Annotated in this window: 16 protein-coding genes; 2 read left to right on the forward strand and 14 right to left on the reverse strand. The window is 52.3% G+C overall.

Annotated elements, in window-relative coordinates; translation table 11 throughout:
- Nucleotides 1-19: 19 nt before the first annotated feature.
- Complete coding sequence (gdhA, locus tag H924_RS08855) at nt 20-1,363, reverse strand: NADP-specific glutamate dehydrogenase (protein WP_015651619.1); 1,344 nt, start codon at nt 1,361-1,363, stop codon at nt 20-22.
- Nucleotides 1,364-1,966: 603 nt separating this feature from the next.
- On the opposite strand from gdhA, the gene H924_RS08860 reads away from it, so the two are divergent.
- The gene (locus tag H924_RS08860) at nt 1,967-3,067 is read left to right on the forward strand and encodes a glycerate kinase family protein (protein WP_015651620.1); all 1,101 of its coding nucleotides are present in this window, start codon (nt 1,967-1,969) and stop codon (nt 3,065-3,067) included.
- On the opposite strand, the gene H924_RS08865 is transcribed toward H924_RS08860, so the two are convergent.
- The gene (locus H924_RS08865) at nt 3,064-3,462 is read right to left on the reverse strand and encodes a hypothetical protein (protein ID WP_015651621.1); all 399 of its coding nucleotides are present in this window, start codon (nt 3,460-3,462) and stop codon (nt 3,064-3,066) included. The genes H924_RS08860 and H924_RS08865 overlap by 4 nt on opposite strands.
- A gap of 208 nt (nt 3,463-3,670) precedes the next feature.
- Between H924_RS08865 and H924_RS08870 the strand changes: the two genes are divergently transcribed.
- Entirely contained in the window at nt 3,671-4,924 is a 1,254-nt protein-coding gene (locus H924_RS08870; RefSeq protein WP_015651622.1) for an amidohydrolase, read from the forward strand.
- On the opposite strand, the gene glgP is transcribed toward H924_RS08870, so the two are convergent.
- The 12 genes from glgP to H924_RS08930 all read right to left on the reverse strand — a co-directional run bounded on the left by glgP (nt 4,909) and on the right by H924_RS08930 (nt 17,592).
- Nucleotides 4,909-7,437: an alpha-glucan family phosphorylase gene (glgP, locus tag H924_RS08875; protein WP_015651623.1), complete on the reverse strand. Its 2,529-nt coding sequence runs from the start codon at nt 7,435-7,437 to the stop codon at nt 4,909-4,911. The genes H924_RS08870 and glgP overlap by 16 nt on opposite strands.
- Nucleotides 7,438-7,497: 60 nt before the next feature.
- Nucleotides 7,498-8,400, reverse strand: a complete 903-nt coding sequence (locus tag H924_RS08880) for a VOC family protein (RefSeq protein ID WP_015651624.1) — start codon at nt 8,398-8,400, stop codon at nt 7,498-7,500.
- A 177-nt stretch (nt 8,401-8,577) separates the two neighbouring features.
- Entirely contained in the window at nt 8,578-10,002 is a 1,425-nt protein-coding gene (gene pyk, locus H924_RS08885; protein WP_015651625.1) for a pyruvate kinase, read from the reverse strand.
- A 212-nt stretch (nt 10,003-10,214) separates the two neighbouring features.
- On the reverse strand, nt 10,215-11,165 hold the full coding sequence (gene lgt, locus H924_RS08890; protein WP_015651626.1) for a prolipoprotein diacylglyceryl transferase: 951 nt from the start codon (nt 11,163-11,165) through the stop codon (nt 10,215-10,217).
- 116 nt (nt 11,166-11,281) lie between these two features.
- On the reverse strand, nt 11,282-12,067 hold the full coding sequence (locus tag H924_RS08895; protein ID WP_015651627.1) for an indole-3-glycerol-phosphate synthase: 786 nt from the start codon (nt 12,065-12,067) through the stop codon (nt 11,282-11,284).
- A gap of 77 nt (nt 12,068-12,144) precedes the next feature.
- Nucleotides 12,145-12,804 carry a TIGR02234 family membrane protein gene (locus H924_RS08900; protein WP_015651628.1) on the reverse strand — a complete coding sequence of 220 codons (660 nt, stop codon included), beginning with the start codon at nt 12,802-12,804 and terminating at the stop codon, nt 12,145-12,147.
- A 27-nt stretch (nt 12,805-12,831) separates the two neighbouring features.
- On the reverse strand, nt 12,832-13,188 hold the full coding sequence (gene hisI, locus H924_RS08905) for a phosphoribosyl-AMP cyclohydrolase (protein WP_015651629.1): 357 nt from the start codon (nt 13,186-13,188) through the stop codon (nt 12,832-12,834).
- On the reverse strand, nt 13,188-13,961 hold the full coding sequence (gene hisF / locus H924_RS08910) for an imidazole glycerol phosphate synthase subunit HisF (protein WP_015651630.1): 774 nt from the start codon (nt 13,959-13,961) through the stop codon (nt 13,188-13,190). The genes hisI and hisF overlap by 1 nt, the downstream gene beginning before the upstream one ends.
- Nucleotides 13,962-13,985: 24 nt before the next feature.
- Nucleotides 13,986-14,789 (reverse strand): inositol monophosphatase family protein, encoded by an 804-nt coding sequence (locus H924_RS08915; protein WP_029703269.1) that lies wholly within the window; start codon nt 14,787-14,789, stop codon nt 13,986-13,988.
- Nucleotides 14,790-14,792: 3 nt separating this feature from the next.
- Nucleotides 14,793-15,533: a bifunctional 1-(5-phosphoribosyl)-5-((5-phosphoribosylamino)methylideneamino)imidazole-4-carboxamide isomerase/phosphoribosylanthranilate isomerase PriA gene (gene priA, locus H924_RS08920; protein WP_015651632.1), complete on the reverse strand. Its 741-nt coding sequence runs from the start codon at nt 15,531-15,533 to the stop codon at nt 14,793-14,795.
- A gap of 18 nt (nt 15,534-15,551) precedes the next feature.
- On the reverse strand, nt 15,552-16,187 hold the full coding sequence (gene hisH / locus H924_RS08925; protein WP_015651633.1) for an imidazole glycerol phosphate synthase subunit HisH: 636 nt from the start codon (nt 16,185-16,187) through the stop codon (nt 15,552-15,554).
- 91 nt (nt 16,188-16,278) lie between these two features.
- The gene (locus H924_RS08930) at nt 16,279-17,592 is read right to left on the reverse strand and encodes an MFS transporter (protein ID WP_042392646.1); all 1,314 of its coding nucleotides are present in this window, start codon (nt 17,590-17,592) and stop codon (nt 16,279-16,281) included.
- Nucleotides 17,593-17,607 lie beyond the last annotated feature (15 nt).

Consider the following 17,607-nt stretch of genomic DNA (forward strand, 5'->3'; position numbering starts at 1 on the left):
AGGGTAATTTTTGGGGCTCTTAGATAACGCCCTGTGCCAACATGGCGTCGGCGACCTTCTTGAAGCCGGCAATGTTTGCGCCGACTACATAGTCGTGCTCGTGGCCGTATTCAGCTGCGGTCTCTGCACAGGTCTTGAAGATGTTCTTCATGATGCCGTGCAGGCGCTCGTCGGTGTACTCGAAGCTCCAGGAATCACGGGAAGCATTCTGCTGCATTTCTAATGCGGAGGTTGCAACGCCACCTGCATTGGCAGCCTTGCCTGGTCCAAAGCGCACGTCGCGGGCACGGAATACCTCGACAGCCTCTGGGGTGGAAGGCATGTTTGCGCCTTCTGCAACAAAGCGGCAACCATTGTCTGCCAGGGTCTTTGCGTGCTCACCGTTGAGCTCATTCTGGGTTGCGCAAGGCAGTGCAATATCGCACTTGAGATCCCAGATGGAACCGTCGGTGTGGTAGGTAGCACCCTCAACCTCGTCAACATAAGCAGATACGCGTGCGCGGCGAACTTCCTTGATTTCGCGCAGCTTCTCTACGTCAACACCATTTGGAGTGTGGACCCAGCCGGTGGAATCGGAGAAACCGATAACGGTTGCGCCAAGTTCCTGAGCCTTCTTGGTGGCGTAAATAGCCACGTTGCCGGAACCGGAAACGATAACCTGCTTGCCGGAAATGGTCTCACCAGCAGCCTTGATCATTTCATCAACAAAGTAAACAGCGCCATAGCCGGTTGCCTCGGTGCGGACCAAAGATCCACCCCAGGTCAGGCCCTTACCGGTGAGAACACCGGACTCGTGCTGGTTTGCCAAACGGCGGTACTGCCCAAAGAGGTAACCAATTTCGCGGGCGCCCACGCCGATGTCACCGGCAGGAACGTCGCGGTACTCACCGATGTGGCGGTGCAGCTCGGTCATAAAGGACTGGCAGAAGCGCATGATCTCCAGGTCAGACTTGCCCTTAGGGTCAAAGTCGGAGCCACCCTTGCCGCCACCAATTGGCAGGCCGGTGAGGGAGTTCTTGAAGATTTGTTCAAAGCCCAAGAACTTCACAATGCCGAGGTTGACGGATGGGTGGAAACGCAGACCACCCTTGTATGGACCAAGTGCCGAGTTGAACTGCACACGGAAGCCACGGTTGACCTGAACTTCACCCTGATCATCAACCCAAGGAACGCGGAAAATCAGCTGGCGCTCAGGCTCACAAAGCCTTTGAATAAGGCCGTAGTCGGCGTAGTGAGGATCCTTTTCCAAAACGACCTTCAAGGAATCTAGGACCTCTGCGACAGCCTGGTGGAACTCTGGTTCCCCAGCGTTGCGCTTTAGCAGCATGTCGTAATAGTTGGAGACCTGTTCGTCAACAGTCATGAATTCCACGTTCCCATCTCGGCTTAGAGCGCAGTGGGATTATTGGAACATCCTCTAAGAAAATTGAAAATATTTATAAACTCACTGCGCACAAACCGGCTTAAATTAACTAACGGTTAATAGTTTTAAAGCACTGAGGTGTCTGAGAGCAACTTCATTTCAAGAGACTTAACTCACAATGAAAGTATTAGCTGGTCAGTACTCACTATCGATTATGTCAGCGATCCTTCAATAAGACCAGAATGAATTAAAACTCCACCCCAAGATAAAGATCACATCAAGAAAATCTTAATTTTCTGGGGGAAATTTTAGGTGTTTTCCGCGCTTAATCCATACGCCACTCCCCCTGTGCTGGAATCGATATCTCAACGCAGGTGCGTTACTAAATACAACCACTTCTGAAACTGGTTATATAACCAGTTAAATTTTAGGAAAGCCTAGATCCACTCCGCCCACAACGCCCAACCTTCCACCCACTAGGATGAGGGAGATAATCTCCCCAATTTGGCGGGGATCCCAGCTTCAGCAACCTAAGCTCAAGCCACTCAAGCGTTAATTTTGCGTACCCCCAGTGCGCACAACTTGGAAAGGCACCACTACCTCGTGAGCAGCACCGCAAATATCATCATTGCGCCGGATTCTTTTAAAGGAACTGCCACCGCCAACCAGGCTGCAGAATATTTAGCTGCCGGGGTCCGCGAGATCCTCCCCGACGCCACCATCACGCTTGCACCCATGGCTGATGGCGGCGAAGGCACTTCCGCAGTTTTTGGTGGCCAATTAATCACCCTGCCAACAACCAACGCAGCCGGTCGCCTCACCGAAGCAAGTTATACCTTCGATCCATCATCAAACACCGCATATATTGACGTCGCAGCAGCTTCTGGACTGCCAGCCGTTGCCGGTTTGGAGATTGCCACTACTGCTGATACTTATGGCACTGGTGTTTTGATCGCCGATGCCGTCACTCGTGGCGCCACCCGCATCACTCTCGGTTTGGGTGGTTCGGCTACCACCGATGCTGGCGCGGGAATTTTGGTTGCTTTAGGTGCGGTACCTCGTAATAAACAAGGTTATGCCCTTAATAAAGGTGGTGCTGACCTGATCAATCTGGATTATATTGACACCGCAGAGCTCAACATCCCAGCTGCTGCTGTGGAATGGATACTGCTCACTGATGTCACCTCACCGGCGACAGGCCCGCAGGGCGCGGCCGCTGTCTTCGGCCCCCAAAAGGGTGCCACCGAAAAAGAAATTGAGCTTCTCGACGCCGCACTGCAGCACACCTGCGAAGTATTGGATATCGATAGCAACTACCCTGGCATGGGAGCAGCTGGCGGAATTGCCATCGGCATCAGCTGGTTATCCACCCTCATGCACGGCAGTGCTGCACACGTACATATTCTCCCCGGAGCTCCTGTGATTGCCCGTGCAATTGGGGTGGAGGAACTACTCACCGAGGCCGACCTCATTATTAGTGGTGAAGGTCGCCTGGATTCCCAGTCCTTTAGCGGCAAGGTAGTAGGTACCCTCCACACCCTGGCCACGGCAGCAAACGTCCCCCTCGTGGTTGCTGCGGGGCAGGTTGCAGCAGATATCCCTGCTGGTATCAATGCTGTGGAATTAGAAAAATCCACCGATGTGGCCGCTCAGCTGCGTGCTGCTGGCCGCACCATCGCGCAGAATTTTCTAGCTAGGTCCTAGCGAATAATTTCCACTGTCCAAGGATAAACAGCAGGAATTTCATAGGCTAATTCCTGCTCCAAAAGGAAAGCGTCCTTGGGCAGTTCTGCTGGTGGGGTGAGCAAACGGGAGAAAATCATGGTGATTTGGTTAATAGAACCTTTAACACCATCAACTTCAATGAGATAGCGGTTTACTGAAGCGTTTTCCATATCCGCATCTTCGTGCTCATCACGGTAGGTTTGGCGCAGCTGCGAATCGATGAACTCATGAATTTTAGCTTCTGGATCATGGATAACCAGGCCCGAATCCATCAGGCCTTTTTCTACGATGAGTTTGGCTACTACAGAAAACCTTCCTGCAAGATCGATAGCATCGGAGTCAGGAACAAGAACATCAAATTGAATCTTCGGCATGACTACACAGTAGACAATTACATAGCCGCGGTGAATTCTCCCCCGGTACTCTAAACCTCTCCCCCGGTACTCTAAACCTCTCCCCTAGGCCTGATATGACATTCACTGTCGACTGACGCTAAAAGCCGCGGGTTTTTAGCGGTGGAAATCACAGGGATTCTCAGCACCGCTGCGTGGCTTTGTGCTGCAGTGATCTAGTATTTACACCATGAGCCCCATTTCAGAACTCCTCAAAAATCACGGCGTTGATTTGTCTTGGCAAGAGGCCGTCTACCAGGATCTACATGAGCACCCCGAGCTTTCTGGATTTGAAGCGGAAACCGCAGATATTATCTTAAAACACCTCAAGCGATTTGATTGTGAAATCATCCCTAGCATTGGTGGCTATGGCATTGTAGCGATCTTCCGCAATGGTGAAGCAGGACCAGTGGCATTGATGCGCGCTGATTTTGATGGCTTGCCCGTTAAAGAAACCACCGGTGTAGATTTTGCTTCCACCCGCGTGCGTCCCCATGATGGTGTCAACGTTCCGGTTATGCATGCCTGTGGCCATGACGTTCACGTCACTGCCCTGCTGGGAGCATGTGCGGTAATGGATAAGCGCCGCGATGCTTGGCACGGCACCTTCATTGCACTATTCCAGCCCTCTGAGGAAAATTCCCAAGGCGCAAACAAGATGGTGGCTGGCGGATTAGTGGATCTTATCCCCCGCCCTGATGTGTGTTTTGGCCAGCACGTAGTGCCGGGACCAGCAGGAGCAGTAATGTCCATGCCGGGTGGTGCTTTGGCTGCCTGCGATTCTATTGAAATCAAAATCAAGGGCCGTAGTGCTCATGGTTCCATGCCCCATAATTCCATTGACCCCACCTATGTGGCGGCTTTGATTGTGGTTCGTTTGCAGGCAATTGTAGGCCGCGAAGTTTCCCCGGAGGATTTTGCTGTTATCTCAGTGGGCACCTTGGAATCGGGCAATACCAATAACACCATTCCAGCTGATGCTCGCCTCGTGCTCAATTGCCGTTTTTATAATGACAAGGTCAAGCGCAAGGTCTACCGCGCTATTGAAAGAGTAGTCCGCGGCGAGTGCCTGGCCTCGGGAATTGAAGAAGCTCCGAAACTAAAGTACTTTGCCCATGGTGATCTCACCGATAACACTCCCGAGGTCTACTCCACCGTGCGCCCCGTCTTTGATGAGGTATTTGGCGAGGATTCCCTCGATGCCCAGCGCTGGACTGCCTCTGAGGATTTCCCCTCTATTCCCAAGGCTTTTAATAGCCCTTATCTTTATTGGACTGTGGGCGTTACCCCTCGTGAGCAGTGGAATCAGGCAGTAGAAAAAGACCGCGTGGCTTTGGATATTCCTTCCAATCACATGGGTAATTTCTTGCCTGATTATCAGCCCACCATGACTGCTGCAACCAATGCTGCAGCCGCCGCTGTCCTCACCTATCTGCAGAAGTAGGTGCTCAGCCCAGTTTCGGCTGGGCTCAGCAACAATGGATGTGCCGGAACAATGCGTGCGTTTATGCCTAATTCACCAGGGATTTCACTACTTATTGTTCCGGTATAAATGCCGTCAGCTGCAGCTATTAAGTGCATAATCTGTGGGTTTTCAATCTCTCCACTGGCGCCAATTGGTCCAAACAGGATTTCCACCGCAATTTCTTCGTCGATAAGCGTTCCAAGTTTGGCACGCACACTGGCTTTTAATGGCTGGCCGGTGTGCGCCGGCCCACTAAGCTGCAGGTCATCCACGCTAACTTCAGACCACGCACCTTTTATACGCTCCAGCCACGCAGCAAAATCCGTGGCGGTATTGGCATCGGAAATGGTCTGGGCCTGTGGCACAGCGCGGCGATAAAAATTATCGGTGTATTCGCGCACCATCCGGGTGGAACTAACCTGCGGTGAGAGCGTAACCCAAGAATGGCGCACCTTTTCCAGCCACCGCTGCGGCACCCCATTTTTATCGCGCTCATAAAATAGCGGGACAATATCATTGGAGAGCAGATCATAAAGCGCCTCGGATTCCGCGGCATCGCGATATTCGCCATCTCCAGAGGCCACCGTTGGAATGGTCCAACCTGTCTCAGCCTGCGGCATTTCATCCCACCAGCCATCAGAAATAGACAAAGTCAGGCCGCCGTTCATCACGGCCTTCATGCCAGAGGTTCCCGAGGCTTCCTGCGGACGCACCGGATTATTGAGCCAAATATCAGCACCAGCAACCAACGTGCTGGCCAAAGTGAGATCATAATCAGGCAAAAAGAGGAAACGATCGCGGACCCCAGCGTGGTCAGCAAAGTGCACAATTTCCTGCATTAGTTTTTTGCCACCCTCATCATTGGGGTGTGCTTTACCTGCAATAACAAATTGCACGGGGCGAGATTCATTCAGCAAAATCGCGCGTAACCGCTCCGGATTGCGCAGCATTAATGTTAAACGCTTATAGGTAGACACACGGCGCGCAAAACCCACGGTAAGTACTTCAGGATCTAATACGCGCTGGGTCCAAGCCAGTTCCGCAGCGTTGTGTCCGCGCGCTTGCCAAGACTTGCTCGTTGCAGTTCTAGCTACCTCGACCAACTCGGCGCGCAATTTATTTCGCACTTTCCACAGCTTCTCAAGTTTCACTGCTTCCGGGTGCGGCCAACTATCAGCCACTGCCACCGCAGCACCATCGGCAGCCTTGTCCACCAGTTTCTGCATTTCAGGCTTAATCCAGGTGGGCAGGTGAACGCCATTAGTGACGTGCCCGATGGGCACCTCAAAAGCCTCAAATCCGGGGTACAGGTCCGCGAACATATTACGGCTGACCTCACCATGAAGCTTTGCGACGCCATTTGCCAGTTGACTTACGCGCAATCCTAAATGAGCCATATTAAAGCGCTGGGGATCGCTTTCACTGCCTAGGTTTAGAGCCTGCTGCAGGGGAATTTCAGGATCAGCGCCCACATATCTGGCCACTAAATCTTTTTCAAAACGATCAATACCTGCCGGTACTGGAGTATGAGTAGTGAAAATACTTGAGGCTCGAACTTGAGCTAACGCTGCCTCAAAACTCAAGCCCTGCTGCATTCTTTCCCGGATGCGTTCCAGACTAGAAAAACCAGCATGCCCCTCATTAAGATGCGCCAGCGGTGGAGTCTTAATTCCTTGCGCCTGACAAAACGCATGAACAGCCCGCACTCCCCCAATACCCAATACCAATTCTTGTTGAATGCGGTGTTCACTATCTCCACCATAAAGCCGGTCTGTCACCGCACGCAGATGCTCAGGGTTCTGGGCAATATTGCTATCAAGCAGTAATAAGGGCACCCGGCCGACCTGTGCCACCCATACAGCCAAGGTGACTTCTTGGTTTTCGGGGAATGTCACCGTGACAGAGACCGGAGCCCCCTGAGAATCTTTAAGCTCAGTTAGTGGCAGCTGCGATGGATCGTGATACTCATAGTTTTCTTGTTGCCAACCATCATCGCTTAAAGATTGCTGGAAGTATCCCTGACTATAAAGCAGCCCCACTCCAATCAGCGGAACCCCCAAATCAGAAGCTGATTTAAGGTGATCTCCAGCTAAAACTCCCAACCCGCCCGAATAGATGGGCAGACTGGGGTGGATTCCAAATTCCATGGAGAAATACGCAACCAATGGATCTTTGCCTGTGCTCTTGGCCGATGCCGTTTTTTGATACCACAGCTTGGCAGACAAATAAGTGTGGAGGTTGTTGGTTTCCTTTTTTAGACGCCCCAAAAAGGCTTCATCACTGGCTAGGTGATGAAGCCTTGAAATACGCACATGGCGCAACAGCTGGAGTGGATCCTCAGCAAGGTCTTCCCAAAGCTGGGGGTCAATCTCCTTAAATAGCTGCTTGGTTTCCGCCCGCCATGACCAGCGCAGATTTTGTGCGAGTTCTAATAGAGGTTCAAGTTGGGCGGGCAGCTGATTGTGCAGCTGAACTTTTTCCACGGCTTTCACAAGGCCAAACCTAGCCGGTCAAATGGCTCCCGGCTACTGGAAAAAGCACTTTATTTATTTCTAGCTTTCAAGCAGCTCTTCAGTGGAAGTTGGCTCCAGGGAAACGGTGAGCTGAGTGCCCCATGGATCCTTGGTGACCACAGAAGTGCCATTATCAGAGAACTCCCAATCACCAAGGCGGCTAACCAGCATGTCCAAGTCTTCGCGGCCAGGTACAACCACAGCAACATTGGCAAGACCCAGGGTGGCAGCACGAGGGCCTGCTCCACCGGAGTTCCAAGTGTTCATGGCAACGTGGTGGTGGTATCCACCTGCAGAGGCAAAGAGTGCACCAGGGATGGAGGTCGTTGCATCAAAACCGATCTTGCCTACATAGAAGTTGCGAGCTTGCTCAACATCGCCAACCTGTAGGTGCACGTGTCCGATGTTGGCAGGCAGGATTGCGGTGTTGTTAAGAACGGTTTCGCTCAAGTGAGTCTGCAGGTACTTATTTGGATCTAGGTAGATGGTGTCCATGCGAACATCACCATTGGCTGCATACTTCCATTCACTGCGAGCGCGGTCAACATAAAGCTCGATGCCATTGCCCTCTGGGTCAGTGAAGTAAAAAGCTTCAGAAACTAGGTGATCGGAGGATCCAACAAAGCGGGAACGTGGTTCTTGAGCTGCGCGGTAAACGGTAGCAGCGAGACTTTCCTGGGTATCAAAGAGGAAAGCAGTGTGATAGAGCCCCGCCTGGCGTGGATCTACAGCAGGAAGACCTGGGGTGGAAATAAGGCATAGCAAAGGAGTGCCGTTGCGGCCGAGTACACGGTGAACTTCCTTGCCACGTACCTTTTCTTCCATTGGCTCCAGGGAAAGAATATTGGAGTAATAGGAAGTCATGCCTTCAAGATCGCCAACGCGCAGGGTGACGGCGTCCATAAAGGTGTTGTTGTTGATGCTTTGTTCCAAAGTAGCCATGTTGATCATCCTTGTGGTGTGGGGCTGTTGTTTATGTATCTCACTTTAAAAGTATTTACTTGATATGTCAAGTAAATACTTTTAAAGCTTCTCCCCTGTTTAAAAACACAGTTTAAGGTGCACAAACACCAAAGGCGCTAACTCCCAAATGGAAGTTAGCGCCTTTATCAACGAATCTTACTTAGCGATTCGAGTGTCATCACCAAGGAGGTGAACGTGGATCATGTTGGTGTTACCGGTAACTCCTGGAGGAGAACCTGCGACAACAACCATCATGTCATCCTTGTTGTACTCAGGCATTGCCAAAAGTGCACGGTCAACTTCACGCATCATGTCATCGGTATCGGTGACCTGAGGAGTAAGGAAGGTGGTTGCACCCCAAGTCAGCGCCAATTCGGAGCGAACTGCTGGATTTGGAGTAAAGACCAACAAAGGAAGGTGGCTGTGCAAACGAGCCAAACGCTTTGCGGTATCACCGGAGGTGGTGAATGCAACCAAAGCGCGAGCGTTCAAACGCTCAGCGATATCGCGTGCGGAGTAAGAAATCACGCCACGCTTGGTGCGGGGAATGTGAGTCAAGTCTGGGACACGACCATCGGTTTCTGCAAAGCGAACGATACGAGACATGGTGCGAACCACGTTTTGTGGATCTTTACCAACAGAGGTCTCACCGGAAAGCATGACAGCGTCTGCACCGTCAAGCACGGCATTAGCAACGTCAGAAGCTTCTGCACGGGTTGGGCGGGAGTTCTCAATCATGGAATCAAGCATCTGAGTTGCCACGATGACTGGCTTTGCGTTCTCACGAGCAATTTGGATTGCGCGCTTTTGAACCAAAGGAACCTCTTCCAAAGGAACCTCAACACCGAGGTCACCACGGGCGACCATGACAGCGTCAAAGGCCAACACGATGGACTCGAGGGAGGAAACTGCCTCTGGCTTCTCCAGCTTGGCAATAACAGGGAGTCGACGTCCCTCTTCGTCCATGATGGCATGTACGAGTTCAATATCCGCTGGGGAACGGACGAAAGACAAAGCGATGAAGTCTACGCCTAGCTTCAATGCGAAGCGGAGGTCCTTGATGTCCTTTTCGGACAAGGCAGGAACGGAGATGTCCATACCTGGCAGGGAAACACCCTTGTTGTTTGAAACTGGGCCACCTTCGGTGACCTCACACACAACGTCATTTCCCTCTACGGAAACACAGACGAGGCCAACCTTGCCATCGTCTACCAGAAGGCGATCGCCAGGCTTTGCGTCCTTGGCGAGGTTTTTATAAGTGGTGGACACACGGTCGTGGGTGCCATCAACTTCGTCTACGGTAATACGGACAGTTTCGCCGGTTTCCCACACAGTGGCACCGTCGATAAATCGGCCCAGGCGAATCTTTGGGCCTTGGAGGTCGGCGAGGATACCAACAGCTTTACCTGTTTTGTCTGAGGCCTCGCGGACCCAGTTGTAGTTTTGCTCATGATCGGGGTGGTCACCATGGGAGAAATTCAGGCGGGCAACATCCATGCCATCCTGCACCAATCGCAAAATTCCATCTGCGCTGGCAACCGCTGGGCCTAGGGTACATACAATCTTCGTTCGTCTTTCCACGTTGCCTAGCCTAGTACTTCGGCCACCACCAGGCCACAAGTAATATCTTTAACTTAACCAAAATACCCCTTTAAGCTATTTATGACCCCCACCACAACCAGTGTTTGAAACCCGGTTGACGTGCTCAAATCAGAAAAAACCGGGCACCCGCACAACAATACGGACACCCGGAATATGCCTAGGTAAATTTTTAGCTGCTCTGTTTCCTCGGCCTAAGGTTCAGTTCGCTCAGTCGTTTCTGGCTTCTTTGCGGTTTTCAGATCCAGTGATTCAGCAGCGGATTCACCATCTGCTGCAGCCACGCTGGCAGCAAATGTCGGATCAACTTCCGCCAGCTTTTCGCGGCCTGGTTTGAGCAAGAAGAACACCACTACTGCGCCGATGAATACTACAGCAGAGACCAGTGTGTTGATGCGCATTCCAAACACCATCGTCGCTTCGTCGACACGCATCTGTTCAATCCAAAAACGCCCCAGGGTGTAGCCGGCGACATAGAGCGCAAACACTCGGCCGTGGCCGAGGGTGAATCGCTTATCCGCCCACATTAGGAAGGCAAAGACCAACAGGTTCCACAGCAATTCATAGAGGAATGTGGGGTGCACTGTTGCCATAATTTCACCGGTGGAAGTGCCGGTAACGGGGGCAAATTTACCCTGCTCGTCTACCCGGTAGTAGATCTCAAGTGCCCACGGGGCATTGGTTTGCGCACCATAAAGCTCCTGGTTAAACCAGTTACCAAGGCGACCAATACCCTGCGCCAAAATAACGCCTGGAGCAACAGCATCAGCAAAAGGTGCTAGTGGCAGCTTCTTATAACGGAAATAAGCTGCGACTGCGAGGCCACCTAGAATCACCGCGCCCCAAATACCCAAACCACCATTGGTGATTTTCAGCGCGTCAACGGGATCACAAGTATCACAAAAATACTTCTGATTATCGGTAATGACGTGATAAAGGCGTCCACCAATAATACCGGCTGGAACAGCCACAATGGCAGCATCAAGCACCAGCTCAGGATTGCCACCACGGGCAGCATATCGCTTTCTGGTGAGCCAAATAGCCACCACAATGCCGGTGATAATGCACAGTGCATAGGCTCTAATTGGAATGGGACCCAAGAACCAAACGCCTTGGGGTGGTGAAGGGATAGCGGCCAAAGTCATTACATCCACTGCAGCTTTTTACCTAACGGTGAGGCGGACAACATTGCCCCTTAATCTAGCAACTCCCCTGCCCTTCCGAGATGTTGGCCACCTACCCAGCCGTGATTCAAGAGAATTTAGCGGGAGGGACAAGCAGGATGCATACCCGCACTCACCAGCGATTTAGTGGAAGCTAATTTGGTATGTGGCACAAATACAGCATCGGCAGAATAACGTGCAAAGGTCATTAATTCCTTTGGCGTCCAGCAACCACCCAGCACAATGCGGGCAATTTCAGCCGGCAATAGTTGGCAGATCTTGGAAAAAGCCTCTGGCAGCGTCATCGAACCGGTATAACCGGTGACATCAATGGCAACCACAGATGCTCCAGAAGTTACTGCACAATGTGCCTCAGCCGGGTTTCTTACTGAAACAATCGCTGTCATCCCCAATGATTCAGTGCGATCAATGAGGGATTCTAAGCGAGGTTGGTCCATCGCCCACACCGGCAGTTCCAGTGCATCCACGCCCATAACTCGGGCTTCGTGGATTTGATAGGGATCGATGATGAGGTCACCTAAGAAAATAGGAATATTGACCTTGGCTTTGATATCGCGGATATCGCGAATTGCCCAGTCAAATTGACCACGCCGCACGGTATAGGCCAACATGGCAGCCCCGCAGGCTGCTACCGCGTCGGCGAAGTCAACATGGTCACGGTGATCTGACCAGTCGGAGGAAAATCGGTCAAAGGCTGCGACAACATTGCAGCCAGAGGAGAAAAAGACCGACCTGACATCAACAGCGGCAGGCAGATGGGAAGATCTGGATTTTGCCTTAACTTCTTGAAAAGGAAGTTTTGCCTCACGCGCGGAAATTTCCGCGGCAACTTCTTTGAGGATGCGATTATCTGTCGCAACCATGCCGCACCTCCTTCCTCCTAATGCATCTTCAAGATTAACCCGAAGTCATAGGGTGAAAGAAATCAAGGCCGCATTTTCTAGCTCTGACCTGCTGATTTATTTGTGCTGTCAGGCTTGTCAGTGAAGTCAATATCTTCATCTAATGCGTCCCACATCACACGTCCTGATTCCGGAGATTCTTCCAAATCGGCGTGGATGCGTTCCGCACGAGCCTGACGGCGTTCATATTGGTTGGCACGCGGGGTGTCTACCCCAGGACGCATCGCCAGGAGGATGCCGCCTACCAACGCGAGCGCACATCCCACCATGGCCACCACTGCAGCCAGCGGATGGGAAGTAATAGAGGTAATCTCAGCCCAATCTGAGAGCAAGGTTCCTGAGTTAGCCTTTTGTGAGGCCACACCAGAGGTCAGCAGAGTGCGTGCGCGCTCGGCATCGGGATCTTGGGTCAGTAGGTTTAGTGGCGACAAGCTAGCACCAATAGCCAAGAGCGCTGCCACCACGCCAATTACCCGGCGACCAATGCGTTTGAGAACCAGTGCTGCAGCAAAGGCTGCCAGCAGAGCTAGCGCCAGGGCCATGATCTCGGTTGACCAGGTGGCTCCCACCAAAGACTGAGTGGTATTGCCTGATTTATCATCAAAAGCCTCGATGGTAATCCAGTTCATGCGTGAGCTGATCCACACTACCAAGGCGCCAGCTCCGATCATCAGTGCTGACAACACACGTGGCTTCATAAAAAATCTTTCCTTAATCGCTAGGAATTAGAGCAATACATCATTGTCAAAGCAGGTACGCGAGCCAGTGTGGCAAGCTCCACCCGTTTGCTTCACCGTAACCAGGACGGTGTCGCCATCACAATCAAGTGCAACAGCAATTACCTCTTGAACATTTCCCGAGGTTAGTCCCTTGATCCAATATTCATTGCGGGAGCGGGAAAAGTAGGTGCCTTGACGGGTTTCCATGGTGTACGCCAACGCGTGGGTATCCATCCACGCCATCATGAGCACCTCCTTGCTCCCGTCGGCTTGGACGACTGCTGGGATCAGGCCGGCGTCGTTAAGCTTTAAACGCTTTTCGACGGCGGGGTCAAGGTTGTACTCGGCAGGGTTAGCGCTCATTAACGGACCTCAAATCCTTCTTCTCTAATTGCTTCTTTGACCTCAGAAATGCTGACTTCACCGAAGTGGAAAATGGTGGCAGCCAACACGGCATTAGCACCTGCAGCAACAGCCGGTGGGAAGTGCTCTACTGACCCTGCACCACCGGAAGCGATAACTGGAATGCTCACAGCCTCGCGAACCTTATGCAATAGCTCAAGGTCAAAGCCATTCTTAGTGCCATCGCCATCCATGGAGTTAAGCAGGATCTCCCCCACTCCCAATTCTTCACCGCGACGTGCCCATTCAATGGCATCCAAACCGGCGGACTTGGAACCACCGTGGGTGGTGACCTCAAAACCTGAAGGCTGTGGTTTTTCTCCGGCAGGCACGCGGCGCGCATCTACAGAAAGCACAATGCACTGCGCACCAAAGCGCTGGGAAAGCTCTGAGAGCAATTCGGGGCGTGCAATAGCAGAAGTATTAACCGATACCTTATCGGCACCGGCACGCAGCAGCTGATCAACATCTTCTTCGCTGCGGACTCCGCCACCGACGGTTAATGGGATAAAAACTTGGTCTGCGGTACGGCGCACCACGTCAAGCATGGTGCCGCGTCCGTGCTTGGAGGCGGTGACATCGAGGAAGGTCAGTTCATCTGCGCCTTCTGCGTCATAACGCTTGGCTAGCTCTACTGGATCTCCGGCATCACGAAGATTTTCAAAGTTAACGCCCTTAACAACTCGGCCGTTATCAACGTCGAGACAAGGAATAACCCTAATTGCCACGCCCATAAAATTTTGCTCCTTGAATGAGGATTAGTCCTGCACCGCGTCAGCGTGCTCAGACCTAATTTTGTCAATGGTACCCAAGAGCACATCATGTGCCTTAGGCGTACCAGCGATAACACCTTTGCCAGGCTGCCATTGCTGTCCATCGGTATCAGTTACTACCGCTCCAGCTGCCCGCAAAAGCATGACACCTGCAGCGTTGTCCCAAATATGGGGACTAAAAGAAACACAAGCTCCAAAAATTCCCTGTGCGGTAAATGCAAGATCAACACCAACTGAGCCGGTAATGCGTGGTCGCAAATAAGACTCTGTTAGTTCCGCTAAAAGGTCGCGGCGTACCTCCACCGGGAAGGTGGATTCGCGGGGCGAGGCCATGGAACTAAAACCAATGTGGGCGACCAAATGTGATTGATCCTCCAATGGTTTTTGGGCCTGACCATTGATCATCAGTGGCGAACCCTCAAAAGCTGAGAGTCGCTTCCCCAGCATGGGCATGGCAGTAATGCCCAATACCGGCTGTTCATCAACCACCAAAGACACCAAAATTGCGCTCATCGGATTGCTGGCTGCAAAATTTGCGGTGCCATCAATAGGATCAATCACCCAGCGGGTGCCAGAGCTAGCTCCGCCCGCTTCCTCACCAATTACTGGAATGCCCGTCATCATTTCCAACATGGAACGCATATGAGATTCGATCTCAAGATCCACCTTGGTAGCAAAGTCCCCAGGGGACTTCATGTGGGCAGGCGAAGCACCGAAGCCCTTGATAAAAAGAGCCTCGGCATCATCTACGACGGCCTCAGCAATGGCCAACATCCCGCGCGCATCCATGTTTTAACCGAGCTTTTCGACGGCCGCAAGCGCCTCAGCAAGGGTGAATTTGTGCTCATATAGTGCCTTGCCGATGATGACAGAATCAATGCCCTCATCCTGGTACTTGGCAAGTTCAAGAACATCTTCCAGCTTGGAGATTCCACCAGAAGCCACAATTGGTGCATCAGTGGCAGCTGCAACATCGCGCAGTAACTCCACATTGGGTCCACTCAGGGTGCCATCTTTGGAGACATCGGTGACTACAAAGCGTGCACAACCTTGGGAATCAAGACGCTCGAGCACCTCCCAGAGGTCTCCACCATCGGAAACCCAGCCATTGCCACGGGTGCGCCATTCGCCTTCTTCCAGACGCACGGCAATATCCACGGCGATCTTATCGCCATAGCGGGCAATAACATCGGCAATCCACTCTGGTTTTTCCAATGCAGCGGTACCAATATTGACGCGGCGTGCACCTGTCGCAAGGGCACGCTCGAGGGAGGCATCGTCGCGGATACCACCGGTGAGCTCAACATCGATATCAAGCTTGCCCACGATTTCAGCCATCATCTCGTGGTTGGAGCCACGGTTAAATGCGGCATCAAGGTCAACAAAGTGCAGCCATTGAGCACCCTGTTCCTGCCACTTAAGGGCGGATTCTAAAGGGGTGCCATAGTTCTTTTCCGTTCCTGCTTCACCTTGGTCCAGACGCACGGCCTGGCCATTAACTACATCAACTGCGGGAAGAATATTAAAAGTCATATGTATTGGTCCTTACGTTTAGATATAGCTAATCCAGTTGCGCAGCAATTGCGCGCCGGCATCGCCGGACTTTTCGGGGTGGAATTGGGTAGCCCACAATGCCCCATTTTCTACTGCCGCTACAAAGCGGTCATCTTCGTGCTGGCTCCACGTCACCTTTGGAGGTGTGGTGAGGTCATCAGTTTCTAAAGTCCACTTGCGCACACCATAGGAGTGCACAAAGTAGAAGCGTTCATCTGCGCTAAGACCTGCGAACATATCAGAGCCGGTGGGCACCTCAACGGTATTCCAGCCCATGTGCGGCAGGATTTTGGTCTGTAGCTTTTCAACTTTTCCAGGCCATTCGCCACAACCTGCTGCCTTAATACCGTGCTCTTCGCCCTCTTCAAAAAGGATCTGCATGCCAACGCAGATGCCCATTACAGGACGTCCGCCGGCAAGTCGCTGCCCGATAATTCGATGCCCATAAACGGCATTGAGGCCTTTCATACAAGCATCAAATGCTCCAACGCCGGGGACCAAAAGGCCATCGGCGTTGGTTGCGATATCAGGATCGGAGGTCACGATAACCTCGGCACCAGCGCGTTCAAGGGCACGCTGGGCGGAGCGGAGATTACCGGATCCATAGTCGAGAAGGGCGACGGTTTTGGTCATATCGATAGTTTAGGACACAGGTCAAGAGCGACAAGCACCGCAACCTATTTTCATGCTCAAAAGGCTTAAAACCCTACTTTTCCATACCTTCTTAATGCTGCGGTTTTTCGTCGAAAAGCTCTGGTTTGCGCTTGCCAACCTGCCTAAAACTCTGAACCGCTTTGCGGGCCACTGGGACTTGGCGCAGGCGGGCGCGGGTGTTGTTGAATTCGGTGATGCGGTATTTGCCCACAATGCGGTCAGCCACGGTGAGCACAATGCCAAAGGCAATCACTGCGGCTCCGGCGGCAAAGGCACCGCTATAAGCCAAGGCAGCGACCACAATTCCCAAAATAAAACTGCCCAAACCGGTGCCTGCGTCATAGGAAATATTCCACATTGCAGAAGCTTCCGAGACCCTTGAACGAGGCAATCTGAAGAACATGGACAACAGCGCTTCATTTTGCACCATGCCAAAACCACCGCCAAACATGATGGCACCAAGCACCAATAGCCACACTGACCAGCCCTGATAGATTGTCGCAGCAATAAGGACTACTCCAATAAAGCCGGAAATCTGCGCTGGAATCATGGTGGTTCCTGGAATGCCACGACGATCGGAAATCACACCGGATAAATAGCGGAAGACCATGGCAGATCCGCCGGTGAGCGACAAAATAATGCCGGCTAGGGCGGCTCCCAAAGCGGGGTCAAGTTCAATAACGGCAGCTGGCAGGAAGGAAGAAACCGCACCAAAGGTCATGGACAATGAGGTCACGGCTAATGCAGGGATAAGGACCAATTTCCAGGTAGGCACCTCTGCTTGAGGTTCTGCTGCGGCGCCCTCGAGGGGTTGCGGTGCAGCTTTGGCAGCAGCTTTAATGCGTGGAATACGCAGGCACATGAGCGCAGCAATTAGCGCAATTCCCGCGCCGATGAGATACACCAGGTCATAGCCAAATTTAGCGCCCAGAGCTAGACCGGTGGGTAGGAATAGCATTTGAGAAAGTCCAATATAAACGCCCAACATGCCAGAGGCCTTGCCCAAAAAGCGCGCTGGTACGAGCTCTGCAATGAGCGCAGACTCGGCGACAGTTAATGCACCGAAGCCAATGCCTCTTAGTGCTGAAACCAGCAGCACTGGCGCTGGCTCCATGCTGAAAATATAGCCAATGGCCGGCACACCCAACATAAATGCTGCGAAGGTCATCACTGGGGTATAACCAATTCTGCGCAGTGCTGCGGGTGTAAAAATTTGGGTGACAACAGTTGCTGCCATAAAAATGCCAGTGGTGGCACCAGCCAATGCGCTGGAGCCATCTGCGCTAAGCACTGCCAAAGGAACTACTGGCAATAAGAGAGACCAGCTGCCAAAGGCTGCGGCAACCGCAACCATGACAGCTACAAACCCTGGGCTTTGCCACATGCTGGGTAGTTGTTC

The organism is Corynebacterium callunae DSM 20147 (assembly GCF_000344785.1).
Lineage (GTDB): Bacteria > Actinomycetota > Actinomycetes > Mycobacteriales > Mycobacteriaceae > Corynebacterium > Corynebacterium callunae.